Origin of the sequence: Methanooceanicella nereidis, from assembly GCF_021023085.1 — an archaeon.
GTDB classification, from domain to species: Archaea; Halobacteriota; Methanocellia; order Methanocellales; family Methanocellaceae; genus Methanooceanicella; species Methanooceanicella nereidis.
Genome location: NZ_PGCK01000007.1, coordinates 72,878 through 90,414, shown reverse-complemented (window position 1 = coordinate 90,414; position 17,537 = coordinate 72,878). Strand labels below are relative to the sequence as shown.

Genomic DNA, 17,537 nt, shown 5'->3' with positions numbered 1-17,537 from the left:
CTTGATTGAAAATGTAAATTTAGTAGTGCTCATTTCATTCATACTTGATGTCGTACTTGTATTCCTTTTTATTTACAATCTATCAAGATATTATAAAGCAAAATTCATCATAAAAGACGATTTCACGAGAAACCTGATCACGAACATCCTGGGCATGGTCGTCGTATTTACTCTGACGTTCCTCGACCTCTGGTTCATATCCTTAGGCAGTGAACTTGAAAAATACATAAGCATAGACATCATCGATCTCTTTTCGATCTTAATGGCGCTTGTCGCGAACCTGACACTTCTTTATGTAGCATATAACATGTATTGTAAGAGCGTTGAAGTGGGGTTTGATGTATCATGATCCCGTATGAAATGTTGATCTTCCTGAGGCTGTTCACAACGATGATATTGTTATCGGCCATCGTGATAATGTTCAAATCAATCAGGCCTTTATCCGACGGTGTCATCAAAGATATTTTTAAGTCAATACTTTACTTCGCCGTCTTCATTCTGGTCCTTCAGATGGTGATGGTGTTATTCTCGTCCCTGATAGTCGACGAAGTATTGCTCTTATCGATAGTGATAATGTCATTACTGGCATTCGCGCTATTGATCACCTCCGCGTCCAGGATCAAGAGCATCAGCGATACGTTCGGCTTCGAGAATGAGATGAACCAGCTGAACATGATATTAAAAAGTAAAAATAAGGAATGAGCTAGAATAATCTTTAAGAGAGATATTAAAATCGCTCATGCTATTTTTAAAGTCTAAGTGCTCTATACAGTATATTCGAATGTTTATTGCCGGACAGGGTTTCAAGGATAGTTATCTTGAAAGCAGTACATTAGGGTAATGCATTTCCACATACAATATATCACGTCACCATCTTATTCGACAATGATAATATAAACTAATGAATTAAAGGGATACATCACTCAGCTTCATTACTGGTTGTAATAATTCTTATTTACAGGAATATTGCCCATAGAATAATAAAAGGATCAAATATCTAATGGGCATCGGACTATAAAAATAAAAATATTGCCAGGCTTATGACTTATTCCTGGCTGCCTCTTCCTTGGCGAGAAGTTCTATCCAGTTACCCAGATCAGGACAGTAATCTGGCTCACATTCATACGTACATCCTATGCATGGGGCTACTTCATCTTCGGCCATCACGAGATCGAACCTATACTCCTTTACAGGCTCTTCCATTTTCTGGGGTATATAGGTCAGCCTATATGTCCTTGTGCCGTTGATAGTCTCCCATACCCTTTTTATCTTACCATCGGCTTCAAGCTTCGCTACGATCCGCGAGCATTTTCTGCTATCAATGCCAAGATCCTTCCATAGGTCGCTTTGTAGAACGCCTTTTTCACTAGACCTTACGAGGTCAAGTGCTTTTTCTTCTAGATTCGCATTCAAACTCAGATTACTCCTTTACAGGATCTAACTAAGCTGCTCTTTTACAGGGTTTAACAAGATTATATTATTTCCTCTTAAAACGACTGATCCAAGGCTCCTTAAGCGTTCACCGTTGGAGATCTCCGTAGTGTCGATAAGGTGAAGGTTCAAATAATCGTCGGCGCTGATCAGCGTACCCTCCAGAATATTCTTTTCACCTTTCATTTCTACCTGGATCTTTTGACCTATAAGTGTCTGTACTTTTTTATTGGGGAACAAAAAATAAACCTCCTTTAACAAATTAAGATAGATTAATATCCACGTACTTCCTATTTGTATTTTTTTATCAAGTCACTGCCATTTCGGATGGTTTATGCTTTTTTAGCTCCATGGCCACATCCTTACCAAGCCGTTTACATTCTTCGAGATCCTTTTCATTCGGCGTGTACATGATGCGTAATACGGGGTCAAGGACATGCATCCCCATCTCTCTCATCCTGGTCGCGATCTGGACTGGCGCCTCTCCGCTCCACCCATATGAGCCAAAGGATACTCCCACTTTCCCCTCGAGATGCTCTTTGCTAAGCTTATCAAGGAACCTTTCCATGGCATCATGCATCTTATACCAGAACGTTGAGCAGCCCAGCCCGACAGCATCGGCGTTCTTTAATGTATCAACGTCAACGTCATAGAAGCTTATCGCATCCGCGTCAAGACCTCTCGATCTCGCTCCCTCTGCTATAGCCTCCGCCATCATTTTCGTATTACCGGAAGTGCTTAGATATACAATAACAAATTTTGACATAGAATTCCCATATGTAATATTACTTTTATAATAAATAAAATATATTATTTCCTTGTTACCATTCTATACACTACCCCTTAATCTAGATATACGAAAAACACGAAGATGTCTAATAATGAATAAATTAGTAAGGGACAGGATACCGGAAATAATGCGCGCATCTGGAAAATCGCCGCATGTAAAACGATTGGATGGACCTGGATTAAAAAAAGCGCTGAAAGAAAAACTTGTGGAAGAGGCAATCGAACTGAAGGATGCGGAGAACATAAAAGAGGAACTTGCCGACGTGCTTGAGGTCCTGGATGCGATAATGGAGAACTATTCGCTGGATATAAATGAGATAGAGCGGATAAAAGATATGAAGCGCCGTGAAAAGGGAGGCTTTAAGGAAGGTTATTTTCTTATGGGATGACCTTACGATATCATGTTTTATCAGAACGGTTCCTGAGATTTATGATCATGCAAAACACGTAGACTGCATAGATCATGCCTAGAACATATAGCGCCAAAAAAATAATGTTTATATGTTCTAATACCATAATATTCCCTTATAGTTTAATCAAATAAATATATTTCCTTACTATATAGTAAGCTTTTAAAAATAATTATTGTCTAAAATATGCGTTAATATAAGCTTGAGATCTTTTATATCGGATAATAATCACTTAGACACATGCTAGCTTATACCATAAGGATTTAAATAAGTGTAGTCAATACTATAGAACCTAAACAGTTTTAAATGATAAATAATTACGGACCACAAGGTGGAGTAAAATGCTAGATGACATCCCGGAGGAAGAATATCTCTATAAAGGCAATACGGCATGCGCTGGCTGTACTGCCATGCTGGCACTGAGATACATATTAAAGGCTGCCGGACCGAACTCAATGATAGTCAACCCGGCATGCTGTTCTACAGTTTGCCAGGGGCCGTACCCGAAATCAGCATACGGAGTACCAGTCCTTAATATCGCGTTCGCCGCTGCGGCCGCGACCGCTGACGGTATAGCTTCGGCGGAGAGGAACAAGGGCAAAAATATCATAGTTTTCGCAGGTGACGGAGGAACTGTCGACATCGGTATACAGGCGTTATCCGGCGCCATAGAGCGAAATGCGAATATTCTTTACGTTTGTTACGATAACGAGGCTTATTCAAACACAGGCATGCAGAAAAGCGGATCGACGCCAAAAGGCGCTATAACGACCACGACACCTACCGGCAGAAAAGACTCTAAGAAAGATATTGATTTCATAGTAATGGCTCACAGGCCGGTCTATATGGCCACAGCGTCTTCGGCATATCCGAAAGACATCTATAAGAAGGTGCAAAAAGCCCTGTCCATAGAAGGGACCAAGTTCATTCATATTCACTGCCCGTGCCCGTCAGGCTGGAGATACCCGACGGAGAGATCCATAGAGCTGGGTAAGATGGCGGTCAAGACAGGCATGTGGTTCCTCTACGAGTACGAGGACGGTAAGATCAAGCTTAACCCGCCCACAGTGGCTGCATTAAAGAAGCCTGCTCCGATAGATGACTATATAAAGTCACAGGGCAGGTTCAAAGGAGCTAACATTGATGCTATCAGGTCAGAGGTCGAAGAAGGCATCGCCAGGATAAAGGAGATGGTCTGATGAAAAAGATGTCCACAGGTAACCAGGCAGTCGCGCTGGCGGTAAAAGAGTCGGACGTTGAAGTTGTCGCTGCGTACCCCATAACGCCCCAGACCGAAGTAGTAGAGACCATCGCTTCAATGGTCGAGAAGAACACGATGAAATGCGCATATATCCGCGTCGAAAGCGAGCATTCCGCCCTTGCGGCATGCATAGGGGCCTCGGCATCCGGCGCAAGAGCGTTCACGGCAACGTCGAGCCACGGATTATTATACATGCACGAGATGATCCACTGGGCCGCAGGCGCAAGGCTGCCCATAGTAATGGCCAACATCAACCGTGCGGTCGGCCCGGCCTGGAACATATGGGCAGAGCACACCGACGCGCTGTCACAGAGAGATACGGGATGGATGCAGTTCTATGCGGCAACGGTGCAGGAAGTCTATGATACGGTGCTGATGTCCTATAAGCTGGCCGAGAAAGTATACCTCCCTGCGATGGTGAACCTCGACGGTTTTATTTTAAGCCATTCTATACAGCCGCTTGATATTACGGACACAGGCGACTTTATACCCCCTATAGACATGCCTCACGCGCTGAACACGGATGACCCGGTGACTTACGGCAACCTTACAACGCCTGCCGACTACTACAAGTTCAGGCACATGATCCATACCGCCATGCAAAGAGCGGATAAAGAAGCCAGAAGTATTGAGAAGGAGTTTGCCGAGCGCTTTGGAAGGCAGTACGGGCCGGTCATGGAATATCGTACTGACGACGCCGAGATAGTCATCCTGGGAATGGGCACGCTCGCCAGAGAGACTGAAGTCGCTGTCGACCTTTTAAGAAAAGAAGGTATAAAGGCGGGATCGATCCGCATCCGCCAGTTCAGGCCTTTCCCGAAACTTGACCTCGACGGCAAGAAAGTCATAGTGTTTGACAGGGATTACTCATTCGGCGCGGGCGGAATTCTGGCACAGGAGATCAGGATGAGGAACGATGTGCCGATCTATAATGTCATCGCAGGCCTGGGAGGCCAGGATGTTAGCTATAACACTATAGCCGACATAGTAAGAAAATCAAAGGACGAAGGAGAATTCTGGCTGGGGGTGGATTAATGCTGGAAATACGCATACATTCAAGAGGGGGGCAGGGAGGCGTTACAGCTTCAAAGCTTCTTGCACAGGCCGCTTTTATAGAGGGCAAGCAGAGCACGGCATTCCCGCTCTACGGCGCTGAACGCAGAGGAGCGCCTGTTATGTCCTTTACAAGAATATCGGACGATGAGATCAAGATATCCAGCCAGATCTATAATCCTGACATAGTCATCGTACTCGATGATTCCATCATGGACCTCGTCGACGTCACACAGGGATTAAAACCGGGAGGCCTCCTGGTCGTTAATACTAAGGACATTGATAAACTTCCAAAAGGCAACTTCAATGTTGCGACCGTGAACGTCACGGACATCGCGCTGTCGCTCGGGCTCGTGTTATCGGGTAATCCCATACTGAACACGCCCATACTTGGAGCTATGGCCAAACTGGGAGTCATTAAACTTGAGTCTGCACTTGCCGCCATCAAAGAGACATTCGACGACGAAAGAAACGTCCAGGCTGCAAAGGCGGCATATGAGAAGGTGGTCGTATGAACGGATCGGTTAAAAGCAAAAAAATGGCAGAGACAGAAAATAAGCCCGGCAGTACGGCTACGGAGAAAAGTGATATGCCGATAACACCGGCTTCAAAACCTGTTAACGGTGCGGCTGGCAAGACGGGCACATGGAGAACGTTCAAGCCGGTGATCGAGAAGGAATCATGTAAAAAATGCGGGCTTTGTATCCTGTATTGCCCTGAAGCCTGTATCGATAAGGAACTCGAGATAGACTACGAGTATTGCAAGGGATGCGGCATCTGCGCCAACGAATGCCCGACAAAATCCATTAAGATGGAAAGGGAGTGATCCCTTCCATATACTTTTTTTATTATTTTAGGCCATCTGCTTTTTTAGTGAAATTTTTATTCGGATAATTTTTAGGGCACAGGTAAACACTAGTTGCTCTATCCCTTAAGCTCTTAATCTAAGTTCATTTTTTATCAAGTCTATCACAAAGACGACGAAGGTACACTACTTTTTCAACACAAAGCGCACAAAGGCGAACAAGGAACACAAAGGAATTTTTCAGAAGGTTATCGCATACTAAAAAAATTTGTGTACCTTGTTCGCCTTTGTGCGCTTCGTGGTTGGCAGTTTGGTGTTCCTTGTTCGCCTTTGTGCATTTTATGGTGAAAAAGAGATATTATAATACCAAGAATTATCGGGACACACCACTAATTTCAAAAAAACACGAAATACAAAAAATTCTTAACGGGCCCGTAGATCATTAAAAGGAAATCGTTTAGAACATTCCAAAAGATAAAAGCGCTTATTTGTTAAGCATTTATTTTTGTATATTCTACGATTAAAAAAGGTGCATAATTACTAAACAATAGAACAGTGACGTAATAAGTTATACCATAACGAACATGTTTGTACACAAGACTATTGTGCGAATGTTGTAATTTCCGCAAATTTTTACGCCTCGATTCGAACAATAATTGACGAAACATACAATTGGTAATCCTTAATAAGAGTCAAGTTTTACATGAACGGTATTTATTTACTTTTGGTGTTTAAAAATGAGCGTTAGAGGTATTGGAGCAATTATTACACTGCTGATCATATTCGCAGTTTGTATCGGTGTGATAGCGACCACCGCTTCTGCTTTTTCATATAGCAGCGGATACGGAAGCTATTCTGGATTCAAAGGCGGGTATACCGGCAGTTCCCTGGGCTATGGCGGATATGGCGGACTCGGCTATGGCAGCTATGGCGGACTCGGCTATGGCGGCATAGGCTACGGCAGTCCCGGCTATGGCAGCTATGGCGGATATTATGGCGGCTACAAGCCATATGGCTACGGATACGGATATGGCAGCTATGGATCCCCATTTGGCTATTCCGGCTATAAGAGCTATGGAGGCTACGGCGGCTACGGCGGCTACGGCGGCAAAGGCATTGCCATTGTAAGGTAAAAAGACCAAAAAGTTTGCTGAACAGGTATAATAAAAAACACAAAAAGTGTTTGGACGCTGCTGAGCTCAGCTCCAAACACCGCTTCTTTTATCGACGACACGCTTGGCCTTGACCTGTGCGACCGGCAGCGTGTGCGGGCCTACGATCTCGACGGAGATATTAATGCCGCAGTTAGCCTTGACGTTATGGGCTATCTCCCTCATCAGGCTTTGCTTCATACGCTCTATCTCATTACCGGACCTGCCCTCGAAAAGCCCGTCCCGGTGCTCGACCTGAAGCGCCACGACATCCATGTCTTTCGGCCTTGTGACGATTATCTGGAATTCAGCGCCGACATCCTTACACTGCCTGATCGCTTCCTCGATAGCGCTCGGGAAAGTGTTGACGCCCCTTATGATGAGCATATCGTCAAGCCTGCCGAAAATACCCCTGGGCATTCTCGGGTAAGTCCTGCCACAATTACACTGCTCGTCAGTAAGGACAGACTTGTCCCCCGACCAGAACCTGATCATCGGCTGTGACTCCCTGTACAGGGATGTGTAGATAAGGGCCCCTTCTTCGCCATATGCCATTCCTTTATAGGGGTCGTTCACGTCTACTATTTCAGTGTATATCTCATCCGTATAGCAATGCATACCTGCCTGTTCCTCGCATTCGCAGTTCGTGGCCCACGGGGTCATCTCAGAGGTGGATCCGCAGTCATATGATTTAATGTCCCATAAGTCCTCGATCTTGCGTTTAATGCTCGGTATGCCTGCTCCCGGCTCACCCAGGAAAATACCTTTCTTCAATCCTAACGAGCGGGGGTCTATACCCATTTCTTGCGCTACCATGCCCATGTGGATCGCATAGGTAGGAGTGCAGGTAAGCACCGTCGGCTTTAGTATCTTCATAAGGGTCACCTGCTGTTCCGTATTGCCCGCGCCTATCGGGAATGTCCTGGCGCCGATCCTTTCGCCTGCCAGGATGGCTCCCCAGCCGCCCATGAATAAGCTTAATAACATGGATACCTGGACGGTATCATGTGCCCTGATACCCGTGCTGTAATAGCACATGGCCTGAACTTCAGCGATGTAATCCCAGTCCTTTTTAGATATCGAATATAATGTCGGGGTCCCGGTCGTACCTGATGAGCCGTGTATCCTGTATACGTCAGTGTTGCCCCAGTAATCCCCGTATGGCGGATAGTGTGCCTGGCTCTCCCTTAGCATGCTCTTCTTGATGATGGGCACCTTTTCGGTAAAGTCTTTCAGGGACTTGACCATTTCCGGTTTAAACCCTTTTGAATCGTATAGTTTTCTGTAAAATGGAATATTGTTATACACATAGTCCAGTTGATGCTTCATTTGTTTCAGTATCTTTTTTTCCCTGTCTTCGGGCCGCATAGTTTCCTGTTCTTTATTCCAGTATTTTTTGTCATGTGTATGCATTGCGGATTCACCTATTAGTGTGAGTATAGAACCGATATTTAAATCATTCCGTGCGTTAGGCTGACACAGCGCATGGTAGATAAATATATAATTGAAAATTAGTAGAATTTATTAAGTTGTTAATAATTAATAGTTATAATATCAATAAATAATTATTCATGTTTTTGTGTTACGACCGAAATATATTTAAGTCCATCCAATTTCATAGATTATGGCGCCCACCTGTGAATATATATACGATTCTTAAACGACCCAAATATTCACATTTTCAGGGGTAAGCTTAAATAGTGGTAAAACCACTCATACATTGCCACATATTGGCACACTATGCCAGTGTTTAAAGGTAAAGCAATCGAATGCTGAACAGTAGATTACAAAGAAAGTGCTCAATGAACAAAGATATTCATTAAGTAAGTTATTTATGCATTAATGGATATCTTGCCCGTACTAAAGGATGGATAAATATGCCAAAAGGAAGATCCCTAAGCTATGCACATATGGGGTATGATAAGTCTTTAATAGGCAAGACCATCTGCGATATGTTCGATGATATCGCAGAAAAGTATCCCGATAATGATGCGATTGTATCGCTGCACCAGGGCACCAGGTATACCTATGGTGAGCTACAAAGAGAGGTTTGTCGTGCTGCCAAGGGATTATTAAGCTTAGGCATAAAGAAAGGCGACCGTGTAGCCATATGGGCCACGAACATTGCCGAATGGGTCGTGACCCAGTTCGCGACGGCAAAGATAGGCGTCATAATGGTCAATATCAATCCCGCATACAGGACACATGAGCTGGAATACGTACTTCAGCAGTCCGAGACGCAGACTCTCATACTCATTGATAGCTTTAAGACATCGGATTATATCAAAATGTTCTACGAGGTGTGCCCGGAAGCAAAGAACTGTAAGCCGGGGCAGATCGTATCTGAGAACCTGCCGTTCCTTAAGAACGTAGTGCTTATACGCGGAGAAAAGAAGGAAGGCATGTTCACATGGGACGAGGTCATGAAGATGGGCGACGAGATGCCTGACGCCGTAGTTTGCGCGACGCAGGGGACGCTCAGTTTTGACGAGCCCATCAACATACAATATACTTCAGGCACTACAGGTTTCCCGAAAGGCGTAGTGCTGACACATCATAACGTTCTTAATAACGGCTTCTTTATCGGCGACTATATGAAATTCACCGAAAAGGACAGGCTCTGCATACCGGTACCGTTTTATCATTGCTTCGGCATGGTGCTGTCCAATCTCGCATCCATGACGCATGGATCGACGATGGTCCTGCCGGCCGAACATTTCGACCCGCTAAAAACGCTCGAGGCCATCGAGAAAGAGAGATGCACGGCAGTGCACGGTGTACCGACGATGTTCATCGCAGAGCTCGAGCATCCCGAATTCTCCAGATTTGACCTCAGCACGCTCAGGACAGGCATAATGGCAGGCTCTCCCTGCCCGATAGAGGTCATGAAGAGAGTTAACACTCAGATGAACATGAGCGACATCGTAATAGTGTACGGCCAGACCGAGACGTCTCCGGGCCTGACAATGTCCTCTGTATATGACTCTCTTGAGAAAAGAGTCACAACCGTCGGGAAGCCGATGCCATATACAGAATTAAAGATCGTGGACCCCAAGAACGGTGAGATAGTCCCGAGAGGAGAACCGGGCGAGATATGCGCAAGAGGGTACGCCGTCATGAGAGGTTATTATAAAAACCCTGATGCGACCGGACTGGTCATCGACGATGACGGATGGATCCATACCGGCGACCTTGGAATACTTGACGAAGAGGATTACTGTAAGATCACGGGCCGTATCAAGGATATGGTCATCAGGGGCGGAGAGAACATATACCCGAGAGAGGTAGAGGAGTTCTTATACACTCATCCGGAAATAAGCGACGCCCAGGTCATAGGCGTTCCCGATGTAAAATACGGCGAAGAGCTTATGGCATGGGTCAAGGTCAAGAACGGCATCGCGATTACCGAAGACGAGATCAAGGAGTTCTGCCGCGGAAAGATCGCCCATTACAAGATACCGCGCTACATCAAGTTCGTGGACGAGTTCCCCATGACTGTCACAGGAAAGATACAGAAGTACAAGATGAGGGAAATATCCATCAAGGAACTTGGCCTTGATAATGCTGCCCGTATAAAGACGGCATGAACCGAAAACAACTTTGGGTGAAATTCCGCAAAGTTGTTTTCAGCCTCCCATCGTCATTATTTTTTAAAGTTCTCGATTTGAGAAAGTATGTCTTTTTTCTCGATCTTTGGCATCGGCCCGATGAGGTCCGAACCCGGTCTCTTTGTGCTGCTAAAGGCAGGAATGTCTTTTATAAGGCTGACACCGGGAGGGCTTACACTGCTCTCAAGCGGCATAAGGTATTTCCCCGAGGGCCTTTCCATTCCGGCAGCTATAGCCTGATTGGTATTCTCAATAATTTTGTCCGACTTCATTTTGCCTTCCTCGGCAGCCTTTTTAGCGTCCAGGGGGCTCTTTACGCCAGATCCTAAAAGATTTTTAAAGGATTCTTTGAGCCCAAGGTCAGGCATATTACCTGACACGGTCAATCCGGTGTCTTTACCCGGCACGGATATGGCTGCATAGACCATGGGAGCGGTCGCGACACTTAAAAAGGCAAGCAGCACTGAAAGAACCAACACTACCCTCAATCTTTTCATTTTATTACCTCCTCATTACCCACTTGCCAATAGCGTACTTTTTAGATACACTATTACCGGCAATAATTATGATGAATATTATATATTTATTCATTTTTTAGCTTATTAGCATATTTTTGGCTTTTAAGCCAAAATTTTTCTCTATTATCGGTTAAAAATACAGGAGTATGGAATGCGGTAGAACTGTATGGCAATTAGCCGATTTTTGCGATACCGCATGAGATATTCATAAAAAAATACGCTATTTCTTTTAAATGAGTTTATTAATGCCTGTAAAATAATCTAAAATGGTGGTCATACTGTATTCGGAGCACGTAAAATCCATAGGTATAGAGCATTTGAAAAGGTCGCTGGATAACGGTGAAAAAGTCCGCCTGTTAGACGTAAGGAGCAGGGCGGATTTTCAAAAAGAGCATATTAAAGGAGCCCAGTCTATGCCCCTGGATGAACTGGAGAAAAAGGCCGGAAATATGCTGGATAAGGACGAGAATATCATCACTTATTGCGATAGCTTCGTTTGCTCTTCAAGCACAAGCGGCGCCAAGATATTAGTAAAGCAGGGTTTCAAGAACGTAAAGGATTACAAAGGCGGCCTGAGGGAATGGAAGCAGGCAGGTTATCCGACCGAGACCGGATCATAAAGGAACGATAATGCCGGTAGCAGAGAAAAAAGTGAATGGCGGGAAATTCGTCAGGTTAGAGGTCACAAAAGGACCGGTAAATAAGGTATTGATTACCGGCGATTTTTTTATCTATCCTGAAGAAGGCATCTCGATCATCGAAGAGACGCTATCCGCGCTTAAAGGCGATGAGAAGCGATCTGATATGGAAAAAATACTTTCCGAAGCTCTTGAAGTTAACTGCATTCAGCTGCTGGGAGTGGACGGGCCGTCGATCATAGGTTTATACATAGGTGCTTTGCTTGTGGAGAATAATAAGTCTTGAAACTCATACGGCCGCTGAGAACATGGCCATAGATGAGGCAATATCCGGATCCATATCAAAAAAAGCATCGTCTCCTACTATCCGCTTTTATAAATGGAATCCGTCGGCTGTATCCATAGGATGTTTTCAGGGCATGAATGACGAAGTGGATACAGGGACCTGCGAGAGGCTGGGCATCGAATATGTGAGAAGAAGGACGGGAGGCGGTGCCGTATATCATGACAGCGAAGGCGAGATCACCTATAGCGTGATATGTCCGGAAGAGTATTTTTCTAAAGACATAGGCATGTCATACCGCCAGATCTGTTCATATATCGTTTCCGCATTATCGGACATAGGCATAGGCTCGGAGTTCAGGCCGATTAACGATGTCATTGTCAATGGGAAAAAGATATCAGGAAGCGCGCAGACGAGGAGGAACGGCGTGATCACCCAGCACGGCACCATACTGTATAAAGCCGACAGGGATACAATGTTCTCTGTCCTGAAGCCTTCCGGGCTGAAATTATCCGATAAGCCTGTAAAGTCCTTTAAAGACGGTATCACCAGCGTAAGTGAAATATGTGATGTGACAGGGCAGGAACTTTACTATGCCTTGCTTCACAGGTTCACGGAAGAAAAAGAACACTATTTTGGCCGTTTAAATGAAGAAGAGATACAGAGAGTAAATGAGCTTATATCCAAATATGTGAGCCGGTCATGGAACTTTTCCAGATAAGCCGCAATATATCAACTATATTACCAGCCATCTGATCTCTTCAATGCGGCTTCACATGCCCCTTGCAGTGTCTCGCATAGAGTAGGATGCGGATGGACTGTCAGAACGATGTCCTCAAGGCGCGCTCCCGTCTCTATCGCCAGATAAGATTCGTCGGCGATATCGAACGCGGCAGGACCGACTATATGTACGCCGAGTATCCTGTGGGATCCCTTTTCAGCTATCACTTTAACGAAACCATCAGTCTTACCTAATGATACGGCTTTTCCATTCGAGGAAAAACAGCTTATTCCGGTCAGGATGTCAATGCCTGCGTCCTTTGCCTGTTTTTCGGACATCCCTGCGCATGATATCTTAGGCTCGCTTGATAAGGTAAGGGGCATGACCTGATAATCGGGAAAGCCCGTACCCCCTTTCAATATCCTGGCCAAAGACTTTCCTTCGCGAAACGCCTTGCTCGCGTTCTTATAAGGCTTATTGTTGGCATCCCCTATGGCATAGATATTCGGATCCGAGGTAAGAAAATCGCCATCGACCTCGATAAAGCCTTTATCGTTAATTTTTACCTCCGTATTCTCAAGGCCGAGCTTTTCCGTGTTCCCGATCATTCCGGTAGCAACGATGACTTTTTTTGTTTTTATGACATCATCATTGCCGTTTTTATTTATCGTTATAGAAATAACATCATCTTTCTTTTCTACAGACCAGTCACCCGAATATATCTTCACCCCGTTTTCGCACAACCATTTAGTCACAGGACAAAGAATATCGTCATCTATCCCTGGGAAAAGACTATCGCCAGAATGTATGATCCTGACGCTGATCCCCAGTTTAACGGCTAACGTGCCTATCGTCGTGCCGCCATATCCGCCGCCCAGTATGACGACCTCGTCGGGCAAGTCCTTATTTCGGATAAGGCTATCCTGGTTCAGTATGCTTTTATCATCGTAGGGCAATCCGGGGATCTCCTCATATCTTGTGCCCGTCGCAATGACGGCGCGTTTAAACCTTATCCTTTGCTCGCCACGGCTACCCTGGACCATCGCTGTGTTCGATGACGTGAATGAACAGAACCCTTCCAGCATCTGGACTTCATACCTATCGCAGAGGCACTTTATCTGGGATTCCAGCTTTTCTATGACATCGTCCTTCCAGGCGTAGACATTTTTTAATTTAACCGAGACGTTCCCCGCATCTACGCCGAAAGGCGCCCCTTTTTTACATTCTTCAGAAATGTCAAGCGCATGCATTATCGTTTTTACCGGGATGCATCCCCTGTGAAGGCATAATCCGCCAAGTTCGCCGTTGTTCACCAGCGTAACGTCCATTTCGGAACGGGCGCATTCCACAGCGACAGTATATCCGGCCGGACCGCCGCCGATAACGAGAACGTCGGTCCCTATCTCAATGTCTCCGACTACCAATTCAGATCATCCCTACGAATAGAAGTTGAGGATCCTCGAGAAAACGCTTTATAGAGTTAAGGAAAAGCTGCCCGTCCGCACCATCGACTATTCTGTGGTCTATGGTCAGGCTGAGGTTCATCACTTTTCTAATGCATATCTCGTCGTTCACGACCCGGGGCGTATCGCGTATCTGCTGCATCTCGAGTATGGCGGATTCGGGATAGTTGATGACCGGCGTCGAGAACAGCCCTCCATAGCTGCCTATGTTCGCTATGGTGAAGGTACCGCCCTTCATCTGATCTACCCTTATGCTGCCGGCCCTGCCGGTTTCTGCAAGCTCTTTTATCTCCTTTGATATTTCGATCATGCTCTTTTTATCCGCGTCTTTAATGACCGGGACTATCAGGCCTCTAGGCGTTTCGACCGCTATCCCGATGTTGTAATAATGCTTGATCACGATCTCATTCTTCTCATCGTCTATGCTCGCGTTCAGCATGGGATATGCACGTAACGCTGCCACGACAGCTTTGATAGTGTAAGCAAGATAGCTGACTTTTACATCCCCTTCGATCACACTGTTCACATAATTCCTGATATGGTAAAGCTCTGTAACGTCGGCGTCATCCATCAGCGTCACCTGCGCCCTGTTCATGAACGTCTTCATCATGTGTTCGGAGATGGTGCGCCGTATGCCCCTAAGCGGGGTCCGTTCTTCTTTTTCTGCCACCTCAGGCTTAAATGGAGGCTTTTCTTTTTCCGGAGGGACTGCTTTTGGCACAGCTTCGGCCTTCTCGGGCGGCTTTTCAGGGGCCTTAGCAGGTGTGATCGCCGGTGCCGGCGGGGGTATCTTTTCCTTTTCCGTGGGAGCTGCCTCAGGCGGCTTTTCCGGTGCTTTTCCTGCAGCCTTTTTAACATCCCCGTCAGTTATCCGCCCGCCGGGACCTGTGCCTTCGACAGTCTCCAGATCGACCTTCAATTCCTTAGCCAGCATCCTGGTAGCAGGAGTGGCTAATACAGGCATTTTAGCCTCGGCCTTTGGCGGTGACGGCGGAGCTGCCTCGGGCTTCTTTTTCTCTTCAGGTTTTTTCTCTTCTTTCTTAACTTCTTTTTCAGGCTCCGTAGCTGCTTTTTCTTTTTCGGCGGGTGCCTTTTCCCCAATTACGGCTATTACAGAGCCTACGTTGACCATGTCGCCTTCGGAGAACTTTATGTCCTGGACTGTCCCGCTTACCGGTGCCGGAAGCTCCACTACTGCCTTATCCGTCTCCACCTCGACAAGAGTGTCATCTTCTTCTATCGGATCGCCTTTCTTTACATGCCACTTTTTTATCTCTCCGGTACTGATACCTTCCCCGAGATCAGGTAGTTTAAACTCATACGCCATTTCGACACCAGCCTTTTAGAAGCTCATGATATTATTAACTGCATGAATGACACTTTCCGGGCCAGGAAGATACTTCTCTTCAAGCCGGTAAAGCGGGAACTTTATGTCATATCCAGAGACCCTGGATACAGGCGCCTTCAAATAAAGAAGGCATTGTTCGCCTATGATAGCGCTCAGATAAGAAGCGTAGCCCGATATCCTCTGAGATTCTTCCACGATGACGGCACGGCCTGTTCGTTTGACCGAATCCAGTATGATGCCTTTATCGAGAGGTTTCAATGTCCTGAGGTCGATGACCTCCGCTTCGATATCATTCTGCTCCAGCTTTTTCGCAGCCTCAAGGGAGACGTTTACCATAGCCCCCCACGCCACGATGGTCACGTCCTTGCCTTTCCGGGCGATCCTTCCTTTCCCGATAGGCACAGTATATTCGCCTTCGGGGACCTCTTCCCTGAAAGACCTGTATAGTTTGATATGCTCAAGGAACACCACAGGGTCCGGATCCCTTATTGAAGATGTTAATAGTCCTTTCACATCCGAAGGGGTACATGGATACACGACTTTTAATCCGGGCACATGAATGAAGATCGTCTCATAGCTCTCGCTATGATGTTCGAGCGCCCTGACCCCTCCGCCGTTCGGCATCCTCACCACCAGGGGAACATGAAAGCGTCCCATAGACCGCTGCCTTAGCCTTGACGCATGGGATACGAGCTGATCATAGCCCGCATAAATAAAGCCGGAGAACTGTATCTCTGCCACAGGCTTCATTCCGTTCAATGCAAGGCCTACGGAGGTTCCGATTATGCCGTTCTCCGATAGCGGAGTGTCGACGACGCGTTCACTGCCGAATTTATCAAGAAGGCCGCTTGTGCCTCTGAATACGCCTCCTATCTGCGCCACATCCTCTCCCAGGACCATGACGCTCTTGTCTTTCTCCATCTCATACATTAAAGCGTCATTCACAGCCTGTATGTTGTTCATCATCGGCATCTTATTCCCCTCCCGAGACTTTCCTGTAATGATCGATCTCATCCTGCAGATAGTCAGGCATATTGCCGAAGACGTTCTCGAATAGCTCCTCAAATTTAGGTGGCGGCGTCTCTTCAGCTTCTTTTGCCGCCTTGTTCACCAGATCCCCAGCTTCTTCTTGAAGGGAACTTTCTTTTTTGTCGTCCCAGATCCCTTTTTTGATAAGGTAATTCTTAAAACGGACAACAGGATCCGTCTTTGACATTATTTTTTCAAGCTCTTCCTTTGTCCTGTATAGATCAGGGTTATCGGAAGTGGTGTGCGGCCCGAAGCGGTAACATAATGACTCGATAAGAGTGGGCCCTTCCTTTTTTCTCGCCCGGTCAAGTGCTTCTTTTGCCGCTACATAGACTGCGATAACATCCATGCCGTCGACACGACAACCCCGGATACCGTAAGATAAGGCCTTTTGCGCGAGAGTTTCTGCATGTGTTTCCTGTTTATTCCTGGTCGATATTGCAAAACCATTATTTTCTATGATGTAGACTGCAGGTACATTGAAGACCCCTGCAAAATTAAGCGACGTATGGAAATCGCCTCTTGAAGTGCCTCCGTCTCCAACATACGTTAAAACGGCGATGTTTTCCTTTTTTATATTGGCGGCCCACGCGAATCCCGTCGCATGAAGTAGCTGGCTCCCTACGACGATATTTATCGGGAGGCTGTTGATACCTTCTGGTATCCTGTTCCCGTTATCGTCGCCCATCCAGACTAAAAAAAGGTCTTTCATCGATATGCCGAGGGTTATCATAGAGCAAATATCACGGTATGAAGGCACAAGCCAGTCATCCTTTTTTAATGCGAAGACACTCCCGGCCTGTGTAGCTTCCTGGCCGCTGCACGGAGGGTACGTGCCCATCCTTCCGGCTCGCTGCAGCTTGATCGCCTTTTCGTCATAGGTTCTTGTAAGCACCATCATACGGTACATTTTTAACAGAGTTTCTTCAGGAATGCCCGGATCAAGATCCTGGTCGTAAGTACCGTCCTGGTCCACGATGTGAAGAGTCTCACCTTTTTTGACGTTAAAAAGATATTTCTCGTCCAATG

The 17,537-nt window shown here is 46.1% G+C and carries 21 protein-coding genes; 12 read left to right on the top strand and 9 right to left on the bottom strand.

All coding sequences use genetic code 11. From position 1 onward, the window contains the following. Position 1 precedes the first annotated feature (1 nt). Entirely contained in the window at positions 2 to 349 is a 348-nt protein-coding gene (locus CUJ83_RS09455; protein WP_230742058.1) for a hypothetical protein, read from the top strand. Continuing rightward, positions 346 to 702: a hypothetical protein gene (locus tag CUJ83_RS09450; RefSeq protein WP_230742057.1), complete on the top strand. Its 357-nt coding sequence runs from the start codon at positions 346 to 348 to the stop codon at positions 700 to 702. Before CUJ83_RS09455 ends, CUJ83_RS09450 begins: the two co-directional genes overlap by 4 nt. A gap of 336 nt (positions 703 to 1,038) precedes the next feature. On the opposite strand, the gene CUJ83_RS09445 is transcribed toward CUJ83_RS09450, so the two are convergent. From CUJ83_RS09445 to CUJ83_RS09435, 3 genes are all read right to left on the bottom strand, one after another. Continuing rightward, positions 1,039 to 1,413 (bottom strand): helix-turn-helix transcriptional regulator, encoded by a 375-nt coding sequence (locus tag CUJ83_RS09445; protein ID WP_230742056.1) that lies wholly within the window; start codon positions 1,411 to 1,413, stop codon positions 1,039 to 1,041. 24 nt (positions 1,414 to 1,437) lie between these two features. Then, positions 1,438 to 1,671: an LSM domain-containing protein gene (locus tag CUJ83_RS09440; protein WP_230742055.1), complete on the bottom strand. Its 234-nt coding sequence runs from the start codon at positions 1,669 to 1,671 to the stop codon at positions 1,438 to 1,440. Positions 1,672 to 1,738: 67 nt separating this feature from the next. Further along, positions 1,739 to 2,197 carry a flavodoxin domain-containing protein gene (locus tag CUJ83_RS09435; RefSeq protein ID WP_230742054.1) on the bottom strand — a complete coding sequence of 153 codons (459 nt, stop codon included), beginning with the start codon at positions 2,195 to 2,197 and terminating at the stop codon, positions 1,739 to 1,741. 115 nt (positions 2,198 to 2,312) lie between these two features. Between CUJ83_RS09435 and CUJ83_RS09430 the strand changes: the two genes are divergently transcribed. The 6 genes from CUJ83_RS09430 (at position 2,313) to CUJ83_RS09405 (ending at position 6,882) form a co-directional block, all read left to right on the top strand. Then, positions 2,313 to 2,609 (top strand): nucleoside triphosphate pyrophosphohydrolase, encoded by a 297-nt coding sequence (locus CUJ83_RS09430; RefSeq protein WP_230742053.1) that lies wholly within the window; start codon positions 2,313 to 2,315, stop codon positions 2,607 to 2,609. 362 nt (positions 2,610 to 2,971) lie between these two features. Beyond that, positions 2,972 to 3,829, top strand: coding sequence for a thiamine pyrophosphate-dependent enzyme (locus CUJ83_RS09425; protein WP_230742052.1), 858 nt, complete (start codon positions 2,972 to 2,974; stop codon positions 3,827 to 3,829). Beyond that, complete coding sequence (porA, locus tag CUJ83_RS09420) at positions 3,829 to 4,926, top strand: pyruvate ferredoxin oxidoreductase (protein ID WP_230742051.1); 1,098 nt, start codon at positions 3,829 to 3,831, stop codon at positions 4,924 to 4,926. The genes CUJ83_RS09425 and porA overlap by 1 nt, the downstream gene beginning before the upstream one ends. Next, complete coding sequence (locus CUJ83_RS09415; RefSeq protein WP_230742050.1) at positions 4,926 to 5,459, top strand: 2-oxoacid:acceptor oxidoreductase subunit gamma family protein; 534 nt, start codon at positions 4,926 to 4,928, stop codon at positions 5,457 to 5,459. Before porA ends, CUJ83_RS09415 begins: the two co-directional genes overlap by 1 nt. A gap of 74 nt (positions 5,460 to 5,533) precedes the next feature. Next, on the top strand, positions 5,534 to 5,770 hold the full coding sequence (locus CUJ83_RS09410; protein ID WP_369424099.1) for a 4Fe-4S binding protein: 237 nt from the start codon (positions 5,534 to 5,536) through the stop codon (positions 5,768 to 5,770). Between the two features lie 716 nt (positions 5,771 to 6,486). After that, positions 6,487 to 6,882 (top strand): hypothetical protein, encoded by a 396-nt coding sequence (locus CUJ83_RS09405; RefSeq protein WP_230742048.1) that lies wholly within the window; start codon positions 6,487 to 6,489, stop codon positions 6,880 to 6,882. Positions 6,883 to 6,948: 66 nt separating this feature from the next. On the opposite strand, the gene CUJ83_RS09400 is transcribed toward CUJ83_RS09405, so the two are convergent. Further along, entirely contained in the window at positions 6,949 to 8,313 is a 1,365-nt protein-coding gene (locus CUJ83_RS09400; RefSeq protein ID WP_230742047.1) for a phenylacetate--CoA ligase family protein, read from the bottom strand. 464 nt (positions 8,314 to 8,777) lie between these two features. On the opposite strand from CUJ83_RS09400, the gene CUJ83_RS09395 reads away from it, so the two are divergent. Beyond that, positions 8,778 to 10,487, top strand: a complete 1,710-nt coding sequence (locus CUJ83_RS09395) for an AMP-binding protein (protein ID WP_230742046.1) — start codon at positions 8,778 to 8,780, stop codon at positions 10,485 to 10,487. Positions 10,488 to 10,543: 56 nt separating this feature from the next. On the opposite strand, the gene CUJ83_RS09390 is transcribed toward CUJ83_RS09395, so the two are convergent. After that, positions 10,544 to 11,005: a hypothetical protein gene (locus CUJ83_RS09390; RefSeq protein ID WP_230742045.1), complete on the bottom strand. Its 462-nt coding sequence runs from the start codon at positions 11,003 to 11,005 to the stop codon at positions 10,544 to 10,546. 287 nt (positions 11,006 to 11,292) lie between these two features. Between CUJ83_RS09390 and CUJ83_RS09385 the strand changes: the two genes are divergently transcribed. Genes CUJ83_RS09385 through CUJ83_RS09375 form a run of 3 tightly spaced genes read left to right on the top strand, consistent with a single transcriptional unit; the run spans position 11,293 to position 12,668 of the window. Continuing rightward, positions 11,293 to 11,646: a rhodanese-like domain-containing protein gene (locus CUJ83_RS09385; RefSeq protein ID WP_230742044.1), complete on the top strand. Its 354-nt coding sequence runs from the start codon at positions 11,293 to 11,295 to the stop codon at positions 11,644 to 11,646. 10 nt (positions 11,647 to 11,656) lie between these two features. Continuing rightward, a complete protein-coding gene (locus CUJ83_RS09380) occupies positions 11,657 to 11,950 on the top strand; it encodes a hypothetical protein (RefSeq protein WP_230742043.1) in 294 nt (97 codons plus the stop codon). Between the two features lie 22 nt (positions 11,951 to 11,972). Continuing rightward, positions 11,973 to 12,668 carry a lipoate--protein ligase family protein gene (locus CUJ83_RS09375; RefSeq protein ID WP_230742042.1) on the top strand — a complete coding sequence of 232 codons (696 nt, stop codon included), beginning with the start codon at positions 11,973 to 11,975 and terminating at the stop codon, positions 12,666 to 12,668. 20 nt (positions 12,669 to 12,688) lie between these two features. On the opposite strand, the gene CUJ83_RS09370 is transcribed toward CUJ83_RS09375, so the two are convergent. The 4 genes from CUJ83_RS09370 to pdhA are packed head-to-tail and all read right to left on the bottom strand — an operon-like array spanning position 12,689 to position 17,535. Further along, on the bottom strand, positions 12,689 to 14,092 hold the full coding sequence (locus CUJ83_RS09370; RefSeq protein WP_230742041.1) for a dihydrolipoyl dehydrogenase family protein: 1,404 nt from the start codon (positions 14,090 to 14,092) through the stop codon (positions 12,689 to 12,691). A 1-nt stretch (position 14,093) separates the two neighbouring features. Beyond that, positions 14,094 to 15,458 (bottom strand): dihydrolipoamide acetyltransferase family protein, encoded by a 1,365-nt coding sequence (locus CUJ83_RS09365; protein WP_230742040.1) that lies wholly within the window; start codon positions 15,456 to 15,458, stop codon positions 14,094 to 14,096. 15 nt (positions 15,459 to 15,473) lie between these two features. Beyond that, positions 15,474 to 16,451 (bottom strand): alpha-ketoacid dehydrogenase subunit beta, encoded by a 978-nt coding sequence (locus CUJ83_RS09360; RefSeq protein ID WP_230742039.1) that lies wholly within the window; start codon positions 16,449 to 16,451, stop codon positions 15,474 to 15,476. Position 16,452: 1 nt separating this feature from the next. Further along, on the bottom strand, positions 16,453 to 17,535 hold the full coding sequence (pdhA, locus tag CUJ83_RS09355) for a pyruvate dehydrogenase (acetyl-transferring) E1 component subunit alpha (RefSeq protein ID WP_230742038.1): 1,083 nt from the start codon (positions 17,533 to 17,535) through the stop codon (positions 16,453 to 16,455). Positions 17,536 to 17,537: the final 2 nt, after the last annotated feature.

Coding starts and splice junctions, on each gene's coding strand:
- CUJ83_RS09450 (WP_230742057.1), top strand. CDS start 346: ATGATCCCGTATGAAATGTTGATCTTCCTGAGGCTGTTCACAACGATG.
- CUJ83_RS09435 (WP_230742054.1), bottom strand. CDS start 2,197: ATGTCAAAATTTGTTATTGTATATCTAAGCACTTCCGGTAATACGAAA.
- CUJ83_RS09430 (WP_230742053.1), top strand. CDS start 2,313: ATGAATAAATTAGTAAGGGACAGGATACCGGAAATAATGCGCGCATCT.
- CUJ83_RS09425 (WP_230742052.1), top strand. CDS start 2,972: ATGCTAGATGACATCCCGGAGGAAGAATATCTCTATAAAGGCAATACG.
- porA (WP_230742051.1), top strand. CDS start 3,829: ATGAAAAAGATGTCCACAGGTAACCAGGCAGTCGCGCTGGCGGTAAAA.
- CUJ83_RS09415 (WP_230742050.1), top strand. CDS start 4,926: ATGCTGGAAATACGCATACATTCAAGAGGGGGGCAGGGAGGCGTTACA.
- CUJ83_RS09410 (WP_369424099.1), top strand. CDS start 5,534: ATGCCGATAACACCGGCTTCAAAACCTGTTAACGGTGCGGCTGGCAAG.
- CUJ83_RS09405 (WP_230742048.1), top strand. CDS start 6,487: ATGAGCGTTAGAGGTATTGGAGCAATTATTACACTGCTGATCATATTC.
- CUJ83_RS09400 (WP_230742047.1), bottom strand. CDS start 8,313: ATGCATACACATGACAAAAAATACTGGAATAAAGAACAGGAAACTATG.
- CUJ83_RS09395 (WP_230742046.1), top strand. CDS start 8,778: ATGCCAAAAGGAAGATCCCTAAGCTATGCACATATGGGGTATGATAAG.
- CUJ83_RS09390 (WP_230742045.1), bottom strand. CDS start 11,005: ATGAAAAGATTGAGGGTAGTGTTGGTTCTTTCAGTGCTGCTTGCCTTT.
- CUJ83_RS09385 (WP_230742044.1), top strand. CDS start 11,293: ATGGTGGTCATACTGTATTCGGAGCACGTAAAATCCATAGGTATAGAG.
- CUJ83_RS09380 (WP_230742043.1), top strand. CDS start 11,657: ATGCCGGTAGCAGAGAAAAAAGTGAATGGCGGGAAATTCGTCAGGTTA.
- CUJ83_RS09375 (WP_230742042.1), top strand. CDS start 11,973: ATGGCCATAGATGAGGCAATATCCGGATCCATATCAAAAAAAGCATCG.
- CUJ83_RS09365 (WP_230742040.1), bottom strand. CDS start 15,458: ATGGCGTATGAGTTTAAACTACCTGATCTCGGGGAAGGTATCAGTACC.
- CUJ83_RS09360 (WP_230742039.1), bottom strand. CDS start 16,451: ATGCCGATGATGAACAACATACAGGCTGTGAATGACGCTTTAATGTAT.